The following is a 19753-nucleotide window of genomic DNA, read 5'->3' on the forward strand; positions in this document are numbered from 1 at the left end:
CACGTTTATTTTCTCTTCTACTAACGTGTCGCCCCTCTGGGGCTTTGGTTACTCTCAACTTTCAATTTTCAACTTTCAATTCCTCTCAATTCCTATCTCCGCTCCCACCCGATAGTATCTTCCCGGCATTGGAAAATTCAGCACCACATCATAGTATTGATTGAACACATTGTTTACTTCAAGCAATAACTTGGCGTTGATATGTTTGCAGGAAAACTTTTTCGATAATGAGAGATCGTGTGTATACCACGGCTGTACATAGTTGACAGGAATATTCATTTTCTGGCTGTATCGCTCACCGGAATAGATGAAGCTGTAGTTGAAGCACCATGTTTTCCACAGCATGTTTACAATTGCAGAACCACTGTTTAAAGGCACGTACGGAATTTGCTGATTGTAATTGTCCGCTCCTTGTGTAATATCAACTGCATGCTGGTAAGTGTATTTCACCGTAGTGCTAATAACCAATTGCTGAAAACATTTCCACGATGTTTCAAGACTTGCATCAATGCCATGCACTTCCACTTTGCCAAGATTCAGCATCATCCAGCGATAGAGATTGGTAGTGGGCACGGCTACAATTTTATCTGTAACCGTGTTGTAATAGCCGTCTACCTGCAGCTGTATAAAACCAGGATTTGTGTTTGTAGCCTTCGCCCAGGTGAAACCCAGGTCATACTGCTTTGTATACTCCGGTCGCAATGATGTGTTACCAATAAAAGTGTAGTACAGATCATTGAAGGTGGGAAGCCTGAATATACTTTTGTAAAATCCGCGAACACGCAAATTGCTTTTTGTAAAAGGCTTCCACGATGCTGATAAAAATGGTGTTAGCTTTTGTTTGTTACCTGCCGACTCATACTCTCTTACCTTATCCCAAACCATCGTCTGCAAAGCCCCGCCCTGCACAATAACATTATTAAAATGCAAGTCACTCGTCAGAGAAACCAAGCCCTGGTACCTTGTCGGATATGCGAAACGATATAGGTTAGCATCTAGTTTGTTCCACTGAAAATCGCCGGATATCGCTACGCTCCACCACTTCGTAATCCTGTACTGATTAGCGGAGGAAAAATAAATTTCCTGTTGCTTGTATCGATTATCGAGATAGCCAGCTGTTGTTACAAAATCCGGATCGAGATAGCGCATGTAATCATTGGCATACTTAACATTGAACAGGTAGTTGAATCGCTTGCTTATACTGTTGCCATAAGATGCCTGTAGAAAAACATTGCGATCCCATTGCCTTTGGTCACGCGAAAATTTATTCGCAACCACCGCTCCGGGCAAGCCACGTGCTGCATCATAGAAATAAGCTTTGACGCGCCACTTACTGCTATCTTTAAGCATTCCGTAGAAACCAGCCTCTGCTCTCCACGCATTGATATCGGCATTTTCGCGATTCGCAGTAGTGTCATACGTACCGTTTGTGTAGCGGAATTTATATTTGCCGTCTGCATTGATCCATTCTCCGCTAAAAGAAGAAGAAACATTCTTGCTGATCTTTTGCTCCCACAAAACCGATGGATCTAAGAGCCCGAACGAGCCTGTTTTGATCGCTGCTCTTACATGATAATTTGCTTTACCAAATTCAGGCGTGCGTGATTGCAGATAAATGGAAGCAGCTGATGCAAAAGCCTTGGCCGGTTGGAATATCTCACTCTTTTGCGCATTGTACAAGGAAATCTCTTCCATATTATCCAAAGAAAATTTACCAAGATCAACCTGTCCGTTTTGCGCATTCCCCAACTGCACGCCATCATAAAAAACGCCGGTATGGTTGCTTCCCATGCTACGCGTATCAACAGTTTTTAATCCTCCAATGCCGCCATAGTCTTTCAACTGTACACCGGAAAAATAACGGATGGCGTCTGCTACCGACAAACTATTCATGTTCTGCAAAGCTTCTCCTTTCAATGACTGCACAGGTGTTACAGATTTGTTTTGCGATAGCATTTTGGACCTAACCGTTACTTCTTCCAGTACACGAACCTTTACCGAATCTTGCGAATGTCGCGTGGTTTCATTTTGCTTCTGCGCAAATGCGCTGCGCTGACTTGCTGCGAACAACAATATCATTGACAACACATTTGCCACAAAAGCCTTATGGTTTTTCATCAAGAACATTACTATTAGTTGAATAGCATTAAACCAGGAAAATAGAAATATTCATAAGAGACTGTCTTATCTAAATTTCCTGTTGACGCATTGTAGAAGTAAAGGCTGTTGTATTTGTAATTTTGCCCATAGCCGGATTGTACTGAGGTAACCACAACCTGGTTGGTCAGCGGATTGTAGCGTGTTGCGCATCCATACAACTCTTTGCCGGTTGGCAGGGTAGCAAATGGATTTTGCAGAGAGGCTGTGTTGCCAATAACATATTTGTAAAAGCTTGTACCGCTAGAACCCCATGACTTTTCTTTTGCTATAAAAATTGCATTCTCCGTTGCCGAGAAACTCAGCGAGCCCGATGTCCACGCACCCCACGTGTTGGCAGCAGAAAAAGGCAATGTAACTTTTGTAGTATCAAGTGTTGAAGGATTGATTTTCACTAAAGATGTTCCTCCGGCAACCCACACGCTGCCATCACTGCTGGTGGTAAAGCCTTCCGTTAATCCACTGATTTTTTTAGCAATGCTGTAATCGCTTTTGTTAAGAACTACAGCGCCATCTGTTTGCGTCAGTGCAAAAATGTAATTGCCCTGCATGATAATGTTACCCACCTGTCCGCTAACACTTGACAGCTTTGTACCAATAGCCAATGTTTGCAGATTCAAAGGATAGATGCCGCTTTGTGTAGTGATCAAACCGTTCGCGCTGTCGATGCCAAGAAATGCACGGCCATTAGCCGGCAATGATTCTATGCGCCCCATTTCTACCAACGACTTTGAGTCTGTAACCACCAATGGACCTTGCTTTGAAACCAGGTATAAACGACCATTGAAAACAGCACCAAATTCTGTTGTTGTACCTAGTTGCTTACCAGGATTTTCTTTTGCGTAAACATTCTGCTCGATCGTGTCACTACCATGACGATAAAAATTAACGCTGCCGTTTTCATGACCCAACCAACCTTCATTTACGATCAGAATGCCGTTTTCATATTTACCCAATACATAAATCTGATAATTAGCGGAGGCTTGTCCTGTGGAATTGCTTGCTGTAAAATTGATGAGATATTTACCTGCAGCATCAGGTTTGAAAGATAATGTAGAATCAGTGCCTGCCTGTGTTCCATTTACTGTCCATGAATAACTTGTAGTTGTTCTGTCGAGTAGTTTTGGATATAACAAAAGGCTACTACCGATAGTAATGGTGTCTTTGCCATCTTTGATGTTGTTGTCGACGATCTTCGGCAAAGGCTGTTTGTAATCGTTCTTATTACAAGCAACGATTGAAAACATAATCACTGACAAAGGCAATACAATACGCTTGCCCAATGACCTTAAAGTGTACATAGTGTGCATTTTATTTGTTTCAAATTTTAATTGATACAAGATGGCACACTGATTTACATCTGTACTGTTACATATCCTGCGAAACATTTTTCGCAAAACACATAGCAATACACTTAACTAACCCAATGGTTAATTACAGATGTAGCTGCAAGGAAAACTTAATGAATAAGCATTTTTGTTTGCTAATCATTCACGCTTCTATCCCCGAAAGCAATGAATCAGTATGATGCTAAAGGCAGGTCTTCTGGCTCGTTCCCTTTTGTCGGTCTTCCCGTTACAACCATTGGTAACAGTGACTTTGAAGTGACATCAGTAACAGAACTTACAGCTGCGGGACAGCTCCGGATTTACACCGGATTCCCTTTTAATCCTTCATTCTTTGTTATGAATAAAAGAACCAAATAGCGATGCGAAGATAGGATGTGAAATTGAAAGTTGAAAATTGAAAATTAAAAATGATGTATCCCACCAGCGTTTTCAAAACGTAACATATCCATTTTCAATTTTCAATTAATTAAGTTCCATCGGCGGCCTTTGCTTTGGTATTACAATTTGCGGACTTAAGTTGGGAACTATCTTTTTGATCGTTTCGATCGTTTTGTTGTTGGCATCAAGAAATGTCCAGTTCAAGCCATTGTCAGAAGAAAATGCAATGAGAGAAGAAGTCGACATGATTTTTTTTGACTGAACAGTCATGTACAAGTGTTGCAGCGCAGTACATTGCAACTCTTTACCGTTCCGGAAAATATGAGAGGGTGAATCTACTTTTACATCATCTATTTTAAATCCTTGTTTTTTCATTCCCGAAATTTCCTTTTCAATCAGTGTCGCCATTTCGTTGTAACCACCGGAAATCTGAACAAGTTTTGGATAGGTAAATTTTGTGAATGTCCTGTAATCTTCTTTCAGTAATGCCTGCGCCATTTTCATCGCTTGCTGTTGCATCGTGACCAGCAGACTGTCTTCGTCCTTAACCTGGCTGTAAGCACAGGTAACGAAAGCGTTCAAAAGGACTATACAGACTACAAGTTTTCTCATGAAATATAAGTTAGGAGTTACGCCAATCAGGATGTAAAAAAAGCAACTTTTTCGGTATTTCAAAATAATAACTGAATGACTGAGTAACCGAATGACTGAATAACTGAGTGCTTGATTTTTGATTTTGCTCTGCGACGTTCGAACTCTCAGTTATTCAATTATTCAGTTATTCTGCTACTAAAAAAGCACCATCTGGTGCTTCAATATTTTCCCGAACGGACAACTACTCTTCCCCGCGTAGTACAAACTGCGAAAGAGGCGGATAATACAGCATTTTTTTCCAGTCAACGGCAAATATTCTTTCGAGTGTCGCCTTCACCTCTTTAAGGGAGGACGGTTTCAATGCATATAAATTACTACCTGCGCGGTAACAAAATTCGATCGTCTCCATGTCTTTCAGTGAAGAATACACGATGATCGGCAGGGAGTCGAATTTCGAATCGGCCCTTATTTCTCTAATGCATTGACGTCCGTCTCTGCAAGGCATTAAAATGTCGAGAAACAAAAGATCAGGATGATTCTCATTCAGCATCTTCATCAGAATATCACCATTTTCAGCCCTGCTTAAAACAACCTGAACAGACAACTCTTCTACTGCTAAGGAAAAAATCAGATAATCATCGTCATCATCTTCAGCTATTAAAACATTGGTTGCGGAGTTTGCATTTATCATGGACTTGTCTCGTTTTACTTAACTATAAATCATCTATCAATATAATTTTCGAAAACTAAAATAACTGTTATCTTTTATAACGGTCAGAATATTTGCGCCAAATATAATGCCAGTAATAAGGCGCAAACGGAAGTAACAGTTAAACGAGTAAATTAAGGCGTCAGCAGTTTTTTAATTGAGGAAATAAATGACCATAAACTAGTAAAATGCTAAACGCTTAACGCAAAACGCCTAACGCTTAGGTGCAGCACACTATTACGTTAGGCGTTAGGCTTTAAGCGTTGAGCCCTATTTTCCTGCTACTTCGCCCTCCGGTATTTCATCGCTTGCGTTGGTGATAACAACATCTCCTTTTTGCAGGTTTCCAAATACTTCTTCGCTGTCGGCAGATTGATTTCCTGTGGTAACATCCACTTTGGAAATGACGTTATTTTTCAACACCAGTACGTATTTGCGCTCTGTAGAAATAACCACAGCGCTCTTCGGTACTTTGAAAGCCTGCAGGCTACCATTGGCACGCAGCAACACATCCGCATACATCCCAGGCGCTAAAACACCATCTTTATTCACCACATCGATCTCTACTTTTTCTGTTCTATATTGCGTATTCACATCGCTTGCTCTTCTCACAATTTTTCCCGTTAGCTTTTTGCCATTTAAGGCATTTACATAAAATGAGATCGTGTCGTTGATCTTCATTTGGGTAGAAAATAATTCAGGCACACTCACCTGCAACCTTAAATGCTCAACCTGCTTTAACTCCAGCATAGCGGTATTTTTTTCAGCGGCACTTACCAATGCACCCGGATGCACATTGCGCTCGGTGATCACACCGGTAAAAGGTGCTGTAACGTTCAGATAGGCCAGCATTTGTTCCTGCCTCTGCCAATTCGCTTTTTCGGCGTTGCAAAGTGAACTGTCCGCCTCCATCTTCGCCCTGGCGGTAGAGAGATCGAGCGGAGAAATGGCACCTGCAGTACGCGATGCCTCCAGCAAGCGCATGTAATTTTCTTTATCAATTGCAAAACCAGACTTGCTTTTTGCGTAGTTTTCTTTTGCTTGTAAAGATGCATCGATCAATTCCGGCGCTTCGAGTGTCATTAGCAATTGGCCCTGCTTCACCTTGCTGCCAATATCTACCAGCACGTTTTTCACGTATCCGTTTACTTTTGGAAAAATGCTCACTTCCTGGTAAGCTGCCAGCTGCGCGGGCAATTTTACCGTAGATGAAATGCCACCCTGCTCAACGGTTGCGGTTGCGTACACAGGCGTACTTTCCTTTCTCTCGTTTTTCTTTTCCTGGTTTTGCGCAGTGGAGCAAGCTGTAAAAACTATGACAGGAAATATATAGATGATTACTCTTTTCATTTGTTTGAATTTTCTGGTAATAATGAAGGGGATTCGAATGTTTTTTTCTGTTGTATCCAACCGTACACAAGAGGCACGATCAGTAATGCAGCAAATGTTGACGCGATCAATCCGCCGATCACTGCACGCCCAAGTGGCGCTGACTGATCACCTGCTTCACCGAGACCACTGGCCATTGGAATCATACCGGCGATCATGGCGAGGCTCGTCATTAAGATGGGACGCAAACGTATGCTAGCCGCAACAGACGCTGCTTTGAATGCATCCTTGTACTCAAGTCGCAAGGATTCTGCATTGGTTACGATCAGGATCGCATTTGCAACGGACACGCCTGTTGACATGATGATGCCCATGTAAGATTGCAGATTGAGTGTTGCACCAGTGGCGAGCAACAACAACATAGAACCTAACAATACAGCTGGCACCGTTGACAATACAGCAACAGACAATCCAAATGATTGATAGTTGGCTGCAAGCAACAGCAGGATAACGATAATCGCAGCAATCAACCCGCTTTGCAATGAACCAAGCGTTTCAACGAGCAATGAAGACATCCCTTTTATTTCTGTCACCAAACCAACGGGCGGTTTGCCTGCCTCGTCAATTGCTTTTTGCACTGCCGCAGTTGCGGTACCAAGATCTTTATTAAAAATATTGGCGCTGATGGTAACAAATCTTCGAGGCCCGCTCCTGTCGTATTCGCCTGGCACCTTCGTGTTGTTAAGCATTGCAACATCTGACAGCACAGGTCTTGGTTGGCCCTTGACCAATGGAATGGCCTGCATTTGTTCCATCGAGTTCATCATGTATTCGGGAACCTGCACTTGTGTTTGGTAGGTGTATGAACTGTTCTCATCCAACCATAAATTCTTGTTGGTGAAGCGACTTGAAGATGTTGCGTCGGTGATGCTTCTTGTAACGTTGTCGATAGTCAGTCCCATTTGCGCCAGCTTTAAACGATCCACCGTTATATTGACAGAAGGAAAATCAAGTGGTTGCTGAATTTGCACATCACGCAGATAACTAATCGATTTCAGGTTGCTCACAATCATATCGGCATAAGATCTGATGTCTTTCATATTTTTCCCTGCAACCCTTACTTCTATTGGCGTTGAAGCTCCTTGCGCCATAATCTTTTCTGTTAGCTCAATTGGTTCGAAGGAAATGCGCAGCTGCGGATACTTCGCGGCGATTTCTTTGCGTAGCGTTTCTTTCAACTGATCCATTTTTACCTTGTAATCTTCATCAAGATTTATTTGTATCACGGCCTCATGCGTTCCGGCATTAAACACATACAGGTTACTCGTACCAAAACTACTCGGTACCAAACCAACGAATGCAGAAGAAATGTCCACGTGATTATCCACTGTTTTATTAATAATGTTCAGTACATCTTTTGTCGTTCGTTCCGTTACTTCCAATCTTGTACCATCTGGTTGTTTAATACGCAATTGCAACTGGCCGGAATTTGTTTTAGGCAAAAGATCTTTACCAATAACAAAATAACAAACACCAGCGGCACCCAACACCAGCAAGACATACAGCGACACGATCAGCTTTCTGCTTTTCATCCACTCATCAAGTTTGGCTTGCAGCAACATTTTCAATCGTTGAAAAAATCCATTTTCATGACCATGTTTTGCATCCTGCAAATTGTGTTCATTCACTTCATTTACTTCTGCAGCATTCAAAGCCAGACCGGCATGTGCATGATTAGTTGAATGATGATATTGAAACATCTCGGCTTTCAACAACCAGTTACTAATCACAGGAACTAATGTTTGCGCAGCTATGAAGGAAACGATCATTGCAAATGCAATGGATAATGAAAGCGGCAAAAACATTGCTTTTGGCACGCCAGACATCACAAATGCCGGTGCGAACACCGCGAGAATACACAACAAAATAAGCATCAGCGGAAGCGTAATTTCGGTGCACGCGTCATAGATTGCCTGCCGTTTTGATTTGCCCATTTCCAGGTGTTGGTGAATGTTTTCAATCGTCACCGTCGCTTGGTCTACGAGAATACCAATTGCAAGTGACAGACCACTCAGCGTCATGATATTTATGGTTTGTCCGGATAATTTCAAAAAGAAAACGGCACTTAATATTGCCACTGGAATGGTAACGATCACTACGAAACTGCTTCGCCAATCGCGCAGGAACAGCAGCACCATCAAACCCGTTAGAATGGCGCCCAGTATACCTTCCGTCATGAGGCTTTTAGCTGAGCTCATTACAAACACCGATTGATCAAATGCATAAGTGATCTTCACATCGTCCGGCAAAAGGCTTTGCATTTCCGGAATTTTCTTCTTCAATGTTTGTACGACATCCCAGGTGGATGCATCTGCAGTTTTTACAACAGGAATATACACGGAGCGTTTGCCATTCACCAACGCATACGAAACAGTAACATCGGCGGCGTCTGCAACGGACGCCACATCTCTTACAAACAGTGTGGATGCTCCATTGCTTTTAAGCGGGATGTCTTCAAATGCCTGCACTTTGTTTTCCAATGAATTCACGGACGTGACAAACATGGTGCTGTCAATGCGGATATTTCCCGAAGGGCTGATTGCATTATTCTTCGCGATGGCTTCCACCACTTCGTCCGGCGACATATTTGCTGTGCGCAACTTTTTCGGATCAACATTGATCACAACTGTTCTTGCATTGGACCCAAAAGGCGGAGCGGATGACATACCCGGAACCGTAGCAAACATTGGTCTTACACGTGTCAACGCAAGATCAAATATTTCTTTCAGTGATCTTGTTTTGCTGCTGAACACCAACTCTCCTACCGGTAACGAAGATGCATCGAAGCGACTCACCTGCGGAGGCAACGCTCCAGGTGGAAAGAATGCCTGTGTCCTGCTCACCTGCAAAGCCACTTGCGCAGAGGCTTCGGCCATATCCGTTCCTTCATAAAAACTCAGCTTAATCAATGAAAGTCCTTGAATGCTTTTGCTTTCAATATTTTTTACACCATTGATATACAGAAACTGATCTTGCATACGTGTGGCAAAAAATCCTTCCATTTGTTTTGCCGACATACCACCATATTGCTCAATTACATAAATGGTAGGTGAATTGAGTTTTGGAAAAATATCAATGGGAATTGTGCGAACGGCTAGTACAGAAAATAATAAAAGCCCAATAAACAAAACCAATATGGTAATTGGTTTTTTCAAAGCCATTTTTACCATGGTTAATTATTTTATAGATTGAATAAATTGATCAAGATTGCCTGTGGCTGCGGCTTTGTCGAGGTTTGCCAGCATCCAGTCGTTTAGCGTACGCACATAATCTGTCTGCGATCTGTACAATACATACGATGCATTGGTGAGATCGATCAGATTGATGATGCCTGCCTTATACTGCGCTCTTTTTTGATTGTAAGTATCTCCTGATGACTTGATCTGGACAGGAATTTCCTGCAAATTTTTATTGGCTGTATTGATGGCGTCGTTTGCCTGTGCATTTGCATTTTGCAGTGCCAAACGTTGCTGCTGCAAAGCATAGTCGATTGCCTGTGCGTTGTATTTGCTTACAGCTAGTTCATCTCTCTTGTGCACACCATTAAAAAGATCGTACGATAAAGTAAGACCGGCCATGTAATTGACACGCTGGTAACCCAAACCATAAGAGGGATCTGTTTTAAAATTACCGCTATAGTCAATGCCTGAGCCTCTTGCCCATGTGCTCGCAGACAGCAACACTTTCGGCATGTAACTTTTTTTCACCAATACTTCTGTTGCATCGTAAACCTTCTTTTGCTTCTCGTAGTAGTCTGTGAGTGGATTTTGCGCACTGTCCGACTGCAGCAATATAGCCTGCACCGATTGATTGTAATCGCTCTTTGCAGTCGTATCCACGCTCAGATTATATTGAGGTATACCGGTGAGATAAGATAACTGTTGCTGCAATTGAAAAACCTGCCCGAGTGTTTGATTGTAGTTAATACGCGTTTTGGAAAGCTCAGCCAGCGCCATGGAAGAATCGGCGCCAGCTTTGATCCCGCTTCGGGTAACGGCCTGTATCACTTTATAAATTTCCTCGTTGCGCTTCACATTCTGCGCATCTACTTCAAGCTGAAACGTATTTTTTTTCAGGTCAAAATACAATTTTGCAATTTGCCATTTCAGGAGATAAATTTCTTTTTCAAGATCTGCATTGTTAACATCGGCATACATTTTTGCTTGCTCGACTTTTGCATTCTTCAATCCGAAATTGATCAGATTGTATTGACCATATAAAATGGCAATATTACCAAAAGCCGGCTGGTAATCATTGCTGCTTCTTATCCCGGAAGAGGTGGAAGGAATGATACCAAAGGACCAGTATGAGCCTGGCACTCCGTTATCGGTGCCCAGAGTCAGCTCATCGGCAACAACCGCCGACGGTAAAAAATTATGGCGAACATTATCCACCTGCGCATCTGCACTTTTAACAAGTGCCCTTTTTTGATCAAGTACAGGCAAATGATGCGTTGCAGAATCAATTAAACTTTGCAGGGACACAGATTGCATCTGCGCCAAAGACAACAAAGGACTTATGCACACAAGAATGTACGCAGTCATCTTTGCCGCTTTACTTCGTAAAACAAGCATAAAACATTTTCTTTTGATTAATAAAATAGAGAACCGGGATTAATCAAAAGCGGGTGGGCCCCGTAACGATAAACAATAAGGATAATTGACGGGAAGATCAAAGAAGAATTGCTGCCAATCTTTTTCAATTAAGCAAAATGGCTTTTCAACTTCAACTGTTAAAGGAAGAATGGCAATTAAATCACCTGCCTGGTATCGCTTGTTAAGCTTTGTCAGCGCCTTTTTTTCTTTTCCTTTTTTAGAAATATTAAAACTGTGTGATTGTTTTGCGGATGATAATGTTGGATAATCATTATATGCACAAGCGATAAAACTTGCCTGTGCCTGTACAAAATAGAATATGCTGAAAACGAGCAGTAACAGCACTTTGAATGGAGTCCTATGGGTAAATATTCTATTTAGCACGGGCCAAAATTAGTGGATTCGTTCAAACTTCGTTCCAGGGCAGAAATAAAAAAAAGGCAACGCTTCAATAAATAACATGTAGTTAACGTGGTGATGCAAAAAATTGCAATCTCGTGAAGCCATTGCGCCTGCGGCCCTATTTTTCTTCACCACTAAGACACTCAGGGCACTAAGTTTCACTAAGAAAAACACAATCTTTAGACAATCCTTAGTGAAGCTTTGTGTCCTTAATGCCTTATGGTAGATATCTCGCAGCAACTATTTCTTAAAAATAAAATACACTGCGACCACTAAAAAACAAAATCCTATTAAATGATTAACGGTGAACTGAATGTTCTTGAAAAACAGCGCCGAGAATATCATGAACACAATCAATGTAATCACTTCCTGAATCACTTTTAACTGCACCAAGGTAAAGGGGCCACCAAAATCTGAAGAACCAATTCTGTTTGCTGGCACCTGGAAACAATATTCGAAAAAAGCCAGTCCCCAACTTATTAATATAATTGTCCACAAGGGAGTTGACGAATGATTGGAATCTTTCGCAAAAAATTTCAAGTGTCCGTACCACGCAAGTGTCATGAAAGAATTGGATAGTAAAAGAAGACCAACGGTTGAGATAACTTTTGACATGGCGTGAAGGTAATTAAGAATTAAGAATTAATAGGGCGAGATGCATGTTTATTCACAGCCTTCGCAAAAAATCAGGTATTCATAAAAAAATAGAGCCACATTCTTTTACGAATGCGACTCTATTCATTATTAATTATTAATTATTAATTAAAATAAAAACTTCGTGCTCAAAAAGTTCGAGTGATCACTGTTCACAATATCATTAAGCAATTGCTTATTAGAATCAGTCAGTTTTGTAGCTACCAGTGAACGGATAGAGAATGAACGCAATGCGTCAAACACTGACAACGTTCCTTCGGCACTATCTTTTCTTCCGGTAAATGGAAATACATCCGGACCTCGCTGACACTGACAGTTGATATTTACGCGGCTCACCTGATTCACCAGCGGATCAATTAATGAAGCCACTTCTTCGGGATCGTTGCTGAACACACTGACCTGCTGGCCGTGTGTTGATTCGATCAGATACTGCACCGGCTCTTCAAGGCTATAGTAAGGAACAATCGGCACCACAGGACCAAATTGCTCTTCACGATACACTTTCATTTTCTCATTCACAGGGTACAATACGGCAGGATATACGAATGACTCAACAGTTTCGCCACCGTTTTCATTCATTACCCTTGCACCATGTGATTTTGCATCTTCGATCAATCCTGCGAGATAAGCAGGTTTACCGGGCTCTGGCAGCGGTGTAATGCTCACACCACTTTCCCAGGGCATACCGAATTTTAGTTTAGCGATAGCCGCATTTAATTGCTCGATAAATCTGTCAGCCAGGCTATGATGAATGAAGATTATTTTCAAGGCTGTACATCTTTGTCCGTTGAAAGACAAAGAACCCAGAATTGTTTCCTGTACCGCCAAAGCAAGATCTGCTTTTGGTGTAATGATCGCTGCGTTCTTCGCATCAAGGCCAAGGATCGCACGTAGCCTGTTTACTTTGGGATGCAGCTTTTTTAATTGATCCGCAACACGGCTTGAACCGATCAAAGTAAGCACATCTATTTTACCGGATTGCATTAATGCAGGAACAATAGAATGTCCGCGACCATAAATCGTATTTACTACGCCTTTAGGAAAACATTCTTTGAAAGCCTGCAACAGCGGATAGTGCAATAACGTACCGTGTTTTGGAGGTTTGAAAAGAAGCGTGTTACCCATGATCAGCGCTGGGATCAACGTAGTGAACGTTTCATTCAACGGATAATTGAATGGCCCCATGCACAACACTACACCAAGCGGTGAGCGGCGCACCTGGGCCACAATGCCCTGCTCTATTTCAAAGCGTGAAGAATGTCTGTCAAGATCTTTCAGGGCATCGATTGTTGCATAAATATATTCAACCGTTCTGTCAAATTCTTTTATGGAGTCAGCATACGATTTTCCAATTTCCCACATGATGAGCTTTACCACGATATCTTTTTGCTCAAGCATTTTCTTGGTAAACTTTTCCACGCACTCTATCCTCTTTGCCACACTCATCGTGGGCCATTCGCCGCGTCCGTGATTATAGGCAGCGACCGCAGCGTTCAATGCTTCCATTGCTTCTGCTTCTGTACAAACAGGATATGAACCGATGAGTTTTCTTTCTAAAATATCTCCTCTCTTTATACATACCGGTGAATAAACGGGCTCTGTTTTACCGTTCCATTCTTTCATCTCACCGTTGCACAAATACTTTTTTTGATGCAGTTGTTCAGACAAAGCAAACTCCGCCGGAATCGCATCTTCCGGGACAAATTTTTCGAGAATTACTTCCTTAAAATTAATTAGCGTTGTGTTTTTCATACCGCTAAAGGTAAGGAACGAACCATTTCAAAAAACTTTTTTTTGTCGTCCATAACCACGAGTTATGACACATAAACTCTGGTTATAACTGACCATAGCGTTTTACTCTGCTGTTTTTGTAGATTATTCTATTTACGCAATTGTTTGCGAAGCAACAAGAGATGCTTCGCATCTTAAAGATTGCCACAGATGCACAGACGTATTGAGTTTATTAAGAGACTTCTTCTTCAGTGTCCTTTATCACTCTGTGGCAAAACTTCCGTAGTAAAAAAACGAAACCTCTCTTAAGAAGGCTGCGCTTTATTGTTATTACATCTCATAGTTAAATGCTAACTTCACTTTGCGTAGCTCACAACTAATTTCTAATTTTTTATTCCTAATTCCTAATCACCATGAACGCCTACGAAACAGTAACCGAAGCTGTAAACGACCTTAGTAAAAAAGGATATACCGCATCCTTCAATAAACAGGAAGAAAACGATAACTACAGCACTATCAACTCCTCTCCTGAACATTTTACCATCGACGACGTTTTCAGGTTTGAAGGAGAAACGGACCCTGCTGATGAAGCCATCGTAATTGCCGTTTCTTCTACAAAACATGATCTTAGAGGCATTCTCGTAAACGGCTACGGAATTTATGATGACGCTGCAACTTCGGAGATTATTAAGAAACTGGTTCTGAGTGAACAGAATATTGCTTACCGGCACCAATTTGAATAGCAGAATAACTGAGTAACCGAATAACTGATTGGTTGAACGTCATATAGCGTGATTATACCCAAACGCCGATTATTCAATTACTCAGTTATTCAGTCCTGAACATTTCAGTGGGTAAAAATGTTATGTCTTCTGGCTGGGCACATACCAGTGTCATGACCCTAAAACATAAACATTTTTCCCTTATGAACAGACTTTTCAGGAAAACGGTCTTACCTGTCATCTTAGCCCTGCCACTTTTCTTTTGCGCGGGCAAAACAGCCTCGGCACAACAAGGAGATTCTATTTCTTCGAAGGATCTTGGCTGGCCGCGCCAGATCACCCAGGACGGCTCAAAACTCGTCTACTATCAACCACAAATCGATTCCTGGAAAGACTACAAACGGGTGTACACACGTATGGCGTTTGCCCTTACACCAAAAGGTGGTAAACAAACATTAGGCGTAGCAAATCTCTCGGCCAAAACAGACGTTAATAAAGATAACCGTACCGTATATTTCCACTCTATTTCCATCGACGATGTTCGTTTTCCTGCACTCAGCGAAGATTCGGCAAAAATCATGGAGAAGCTTTTAAAGAAATTAATACCTTCTAAAAGTGCACAGCCCATTTCTCTTGACCGTGTGCTTGCAGACATGGAAAAAGATTCTGTTATCGTAAGCGGTGTTGAATTAAGGAACGATCCCCCTAAAATTTTCTACAGTGCCACTCCGGCAATTTTGTTAATGATTTACGGTGATCCCGTTTTTGCACCTATCGAAAAGACTTCGATAAAATTTGTAATCAATACCAACTGGGATATTTTCATCGACACGACTACCAATCAGTATTATTTGCTGGACAATACCACATGGATGACGTCTAACAAACTGGAATCCGGCTGGAAGATTACGACCAAACTGCCAAAGGACATGGCCAAACTTCCGGCGGGCCAAAACTTCGACGACGTGAAGCAACAGGTTCCCCCGCCTGCTTCTACATTGGATCCAACAGTCTTTTACAGCAATCAACCGGCCGAACTTATTTTGTCCGACGGCCAGCCGATCTATTCAAAGATCGACAACACAAATTTGATGTATGTGACGAATTCCGACAATGATCTTTTCCTCGACAATACTTCGGAGAAATTTTTTGTGTTGATCTCGGGCCGCTGGTTCAGCGCGCCGAACCTGCCGGGCCCATGGACGTACGCCGGAAACACCCTTCCGGAAGACTTCAAAAAAATCCCGGCCGCCTCTCCTAAAAGCTATATACTTTCATGCGTTCCCGGCACGCAGGAAGCTTCGGATGCAGTGATGTTGGCGCAAATTCCTACCACCGCCGTTGTCAAGAAAAAAGATGTTGAAGCAAAAGTGAAAGTAGCGTATGATGGCAATACGCCTCAATTCAAACCGATTGACAGTACGTCGATGGAATACGCTTACAACACACAGGAAAAAGTGATCAAGGTAGGTGACCTTTATTATTTGTGTTTCCAGGGTGTATGGTTCATATCTGCTGCCGCCACAGGACCATGGAAAGTAGCCGATTCTGTAGATTCAAAAATTTATACCATTCCGCCGAGCTCACCGGTTTATAATGTAACATACGTTACGCAAACAAATGCTACAGAAGAAACCGTTGAAAGCAGCACCACCGCTGGTTATTTCGGCATGTTCGTGATAGGCATGACAATGGGCGCATGCATGGCGTATGGCACCGGCTGGTATTATCCTCCATATATGTATTACCCACCTTACGGCTATCCTGTCTATCGGCCATACCCGTACTCGTATGGGTGCGGGGTCGCTTATAACCCGTGGTCGGGCGGGTATGTCGCGCATCGTTCAGTCTACGGACCTTACGGTGCTGCCGGCGGCTCAGCATGGTACAATCCAGCCACCGGCAGATACGGTCGCTCAGCAAGTGTAGCCACTCCATATGGAGGCAGAACGGTGGCATCTTCCTACAACCCTTACACGGGCGCCTACGGTAGAACTTCTCAGGGGCATAACGCTTACGGAAGTTGGGGACAGTCTGCCGCTGTTCGCGGTGACCAATGGGCCCGCACCGCGCATGTCAGCAATGCAAATGGAACCACTGCCGGATATCGAACTTCCGGTGGCAACCAAGGCATCATTCACCACGGTGATAACGGAACCGTTGCACGTACCAACAATGGAACATACGCCGGAAAGGATGGTAATGTGTACAGAAAAAATACCGATGGCTCGTGGAGCCAATATAATAAAGACGGAGGCTGGAGTTCAGTAAACAAACCGGGCCAGGGAAACGTAAACGGGGGAACGCGTAACCAAACACCAACTGCCGGAACCCGCGATCAAAACTTAGGTGGCGCTACACGCAATCAACCTTCCGCACAAAACCGCCCAAGTGTAAACGACCGCACTATGGGTGAACTCAATAACTCTGCACAATCCCGCTACCGCGGACAAATGCAAACCCAACGCTACAACAACTATCAACGCAGCGGAGGTAGTGCTGGTGGCGGCTTCAGAGGCGGTGGTGGTGGAGGAGTTAGAAGAAGATAGAAATTAGGTGAGCCTGAACATTCATTGAATAAGCGGCCTGCAATTTTTTTTAAGATAAAAACCAAACCAAAGTCTAATCTACGTTTAGATTGGACTTTTCTTTATGTACCAGGCGAAAGAATATCTATTAAGCATCGTTGCGTCGCACACTTCAACAGTAGAATAAATATGAACAAGACAAAAAGTTCAATTGATGAGCTCTTCAAAGAATTAGAAAAATGTTGGTTGTCATCCAGACGAAGGAGTAGGCTCTGCGAGGCTTGTAGCCTCGCAGGACCATTCTGTTGCCTTTGGCAACTAAAGGCGAAGACATTTTATCTGTTTTGGCAGAATATGGGTGCTAAGGGAGACGCGGCAGTGCCGGCGTCTCTATGGGTCGCTCATTTTCTTATCATTAATTCCTAATTTCTAACTGCCTCTTTCACCGACTCTCTTCCATCGCTCACCGGCAAAAATCACCAATCCACCTAAGCAGAATATTATCCTCACTTCTCGAATATTAATTTCACGCAGCATAACCGCGCTGTTAATTCTTAATTATTAATTATTAATTTTCGACATGAACAACCATGAACAAATTCTAAAAGTAGAAGGCCTGAATGTTTACTATGGCACCACCCATGCTGTACAGAATGTTTCTTTCGATGTAAGACGCGGAGAAATTTTCGGATTGCTCGGACCTAACGGTGCCGGCAAAACGAGTACGCTGAGCGCTATTGAAGGATTATTGAATTACCATTCAGGATCGATTAGTGTTGCAGGCAACAACAATAAAGAAAAACCGCTGCATGCCAAAGCCGCACTGGGCGTGCAGCTACAATCAACCAGTTTTCAACCGGAACTTACCATTCTGGAAATTCTTCAACTGTATGCAGGTATTTACGGGTTGTCGCTCAGTAAGGAACAATTGATGAACAAATTGCAGGACATCAAACTTGCCGATGCAGCCAACAAGAAGTTCGGGCAGTTATCCGGCGGCCAGCAACAACGCGTTTCCCTTGTTATCGCCACTATTCACAATCCACAACTCGTGTTGCTTGATGAACCTACAACCGGTCTTGATCCGCAATCACGCAGGCAATTGTGGGAACGCATTGAAAACATACGCGAAAAAGGTCATGGCGTATTGCTCACCACCCACTCAATGGAAGAAGCACAATCTGTTTGCGATCGCATCGGCATCATTGATCACGGCAGGGTGATAGAAGTGAACACTCCCGAAGCGTTGATCGAAAAACACAGGGACGAACCTGAGGTGATAAGAGTTTCGCGCAAAGGAAGGATCACTTTGGAAGACGTATTTATTGCTTTAACAGGAACGGATATCCGCTCTTAAAAAAATGCTCAAAATGGAAATTAACATACCTAAAACATCTACTGTATTTTCATCACTGCTTCGTGCCGATTTTACCACACAATGGCGCAATCGCCGCTCTGCGGTATTGGCTTTGCTTGTGCCGGTCATTATTCTTATTTCATGGAAAGGAGTTATCAAAATGTTTGGAGGCGCCTTTGTACTATCAAGCGCCATTGCACTCGGCCTGGTAGCAATTGGTTTGATGGGCTATAGCAATTCAATTGCACGGGACAGAGACAAAGGCATTTTCCAGCGACTGCGTGTAGCGCCAATTCCAGATTGGGCAATAATGATCAGCAGGTTAACGGTTCAACTTGTAATGATCCTGCTCGTCACTCTTTGCGTTTTTATCACGGGATATTATGTCGATGGCATTCATCTGTCTGCCGTTGGTTATTTGCTAACTGTAATGAGCGCTTTGGTTGGCGGAGCCGTGTACTTAAGTCTCGGACAAATGATCGTTGGTCTCATTAAAAACCCGGAAACAGTCAACTCTACCAGCAGATTGGTATACTTTGCTTTTATCATAACCGGAATGCTGGGCGGATTGGGCGTGTTGGGCAAAGAGGCAAAAGAAATTGCACACTGGTCACCTTACGGCGCTGTACAAACGATATTGGCCGGCAGCCTGCAACCGGATTTATGGAAGAGTGAAACCACAACAGCATTGCTGGTTACGCTGGGTTACACGCTGATCTTCGCTTTCATGGGCATCAGGAAATTCAAATGGAACACAAAGTAAGTGTCGCTCTTTCTACAAATGTCATTGGGAATAACTTGTGATTAATTTTAGCAACCAGTTTGCTAATCAGCGCTTGCATTTAAAAAACAAAAGCAGTAATTTTTCCGCAACCAATTAAAACATAATATGGCTAAAACAGCACCCAAAAAAGCAGCCAAGAAAGCCGCCCCTAAAAAGGTAGCGAAGAAAGTTGCAAAAAAAGCTGCACCCAAAAAAGCAGCTGCGAAGAAAGCGGCTCCTAAAAAAGCAGCGCCTAAGAAAGCGGCGGTGAAAAAAGTGGCTAAAAAAGCAGCAGCCAAAGCGAAAGTTGGCTCCACTAAACCTGTAATGAGAGGCGATGGCGATACTACTACAAAACCGCCTCCCCCACCAGATGCACCTTAAATAAAGCTATTAAAGGATGATGTTGAAGTTTCGATGTCATC

The 19753-nt window shown here is 42.8% G+C and carries 15 protein-coding genes and 1 riboswitch; of the genes, 5 read left to right on the forward strand and 10 right to left on the reverse strand.

Features of this window, described 5'->3' with window-relative positions; all coding sequences use genetic code 11:
- Positions 1-75: 75 nt before the first annotated feature.
- The 10 genes from QJ048_RS14945 to QJ048_RS14990 all read right to left on the reverse strand — a co-directional run bounded on the left by QJ048_RS14945 (position 76) and on the right by QJ048_RS14990 (position 13979).
- The gene (locus QJ048_RS14945; RefSeq protein ID WP_282335191.1) at positions 76-2118 is read right to left on the reverse strand and encodes a TonB-dependent receptor; all 2043 of its coding nucleotides are present in this window, start codon (positions 2116-2118) and stop codon (positions 76-78) included.
- Between the two features lie 14 nt (positions 2119-2132).
- Positions 2133-3458, reverse strand: a complete 1326-nt coding sequence (locus tag QJ048_RS14950) for a DUF5074 domain-containing protein (RefSeq protein ID WP_282335192.1) — start codon at positions 3456-3458, stop codon at positions 2133-2135.
- A gap of 217 nt (positions 3459-3675) precedes the next feature.
- Positions 3676-3876: riboswitch (cobalamin riboswitch) on the reverse strand.
- A 92-nt stretch (positions 3877-3968) separates the two neighbouring features.
- Positions 3969-4496, reverse strand: a complete 528-nt coding sequence (locus tag QJ048_RS14955; RefSeq protein WP_282335193.1) for a hypothetical protein — start codon at positions 4494-4496, stop codon at positions 3969-3971.
- 223 nt (positions 4497-4719) lie between these two features.
- Positions 4720-5169, reverse strand: coding sequence for a response regulator (locus tag QJ048_RS14960; protein ID WP_282335194.1), 450 nt, complete (start codon positions 5167-5169; stop codon positions 4720-4722).
- Positions 5170-5457: 288 nt separating this feature from the next.
- Positions 5458-6537, reverse strand: a complete 1080-nt coding sequence (locus QJ048_RS14965) for an efflux RND transporter periplasmic adaptor subunit (RefSeq protein WP_282335195.1) — start codon at positions 6535-6537, stop codon at positions 5458-5460.
- The gene (locus QJ048_RS14970; protein WP_345774537.1) at positions 6534-9737 is read right to left on the reverse strand and encodes an efflux RND transporter permease subunit; all 3204 of its coding nucleotides are present in this window, start codon (positions 9735-9737) and stop codon (positions 6534-6536) included. The genes QJ048_RS14965 and QJ048_RS14970 overlap by 4 nt, the downstream gene beginning before the upstream one ends.
- A 15-nt stretch (positions 9738-9752) precedes the next feature.
- Positions 9753-11150 carry a TolC family protein gene (locus QJ048_RS14975; RefSeq protein WP_282335197.1) on the reverse strand — a complete coding sequence of 466 codons (1398 nt, stop codon included), beginning with the start codon at positions 11148-11150 and terminating at the stop codon, positions 9753-9755.
- Between the two features lie 39 nt (positions 11151-11189).
- Positions 11190-11555 carry a hypothetical protein gene (locus QJ048_RS14980; protein ID WP_282335198.1) on the reverse strand — a complete coding sequence of 122 codons (366 nt, stop codon included), beginning with the start codon at positions 11553-11555 and terminating at the stop codon, positions 11190-11192.
- Between the two features lie 258 nt (positions 11556-11813).
- Positions 11814-12188, reverse strand: a complete 375-nt coding sequence (locus QJ048_RS14985; protein ID WP_282335199.1) for a DMT family protein — start codon at positions 12186-12188, stop codon at positions 11814-11816.
- 147 nt (positions 12189-12335) lie between these two features.
- Positions 12336-13979 (reverse strand): NADP-dependent glyceraldehyde-3-phosphate dehydrogenase, encoded by a 1644-nt coding sequence (locus tag QJ048_RS14990; protein WP_282335200.1) that lies wholly within the window; start codon positions 13977-13979, stop codon positions 12336-12338.
- 392 nt (positions 13980-14371) lie between these two features.
- Here QJ048_RS14990 and QJ048_RS14995 point away from each other — a divergent pair, with 392 nt between their 5' ends.
- The 5 genes from QJ048_RS14995 (at position 14372) to QJ048_RS15015 (ending at position 19712) form a co-directional block, all read left to right on the forward strand.
- Positions 14372-14701: a phosphoribosylpyrophosphate synthetase gene (locus QJ048_RS14995; RefSeq protein WP_282335201.1), complete on the forward strand. Its 330-nt coding sequence runs from the start codon at positions 14372-14374 to the stop codon at positions 14699-14701.
- 182 nt (positions 14702-14883) lie between these two features.
- Positions 14884-17229, forward strand: coding sequence for a dermokine domain-containing protein (locus QJ048_RS15000; protein ID WP_282335203.1), 2346 nt, complete (start codon positions 14884-14886; stop codon positions 17227-17229).
- A gap of 559 nt (positions 17230-17788) precedes the next feature.
- Positions 17789-18565 carry an ABC transporter ATP-binding protein gene (locus QJ048_RS15005; RefSeq protein ID WP_282335204.1) on the forward strand — a complete coding sequence of 259 codons (777 nt, stop codon included), beginning with the start codon at positions 17789-17791 and terminating at the stop codon, positions 18563-18565.
- A 13-nt stretch (positions 18566-18578) separates the two neighbouring features.
- The gene (locus QJ048_RS15010) at positions 18579-19328 is read left to right on the forward strand and encodes an ABC transporter permease (protein ID WP_282335205.1); all 750 of its coding nucleotides are present in this window, start codon (positions 18579-18581) and stop codon (positions 19326-19328) included.
- Positions 19329-19454: 126 nt separating this feature from the next.
- Entirely contained in the window at positions 19455-19712 is a 258-nt protein-coding gene (locus QJ048_RS15015; RefSeq protein ID WP_282335206.1) for a hypothetical protein, read from the forward strand.
- The last annotated feature ends 41 nt before the right edge of the window (positions 19713-19753 follow it).

Source organism: Pinibacter soli, assembly GCF_029961145.1.
GTDB lineage: Bacteria > Bacteroidota > Bacteroidia > Chitinophagales > Chitinophagaceae > Pinibacter > Pinibacter soli.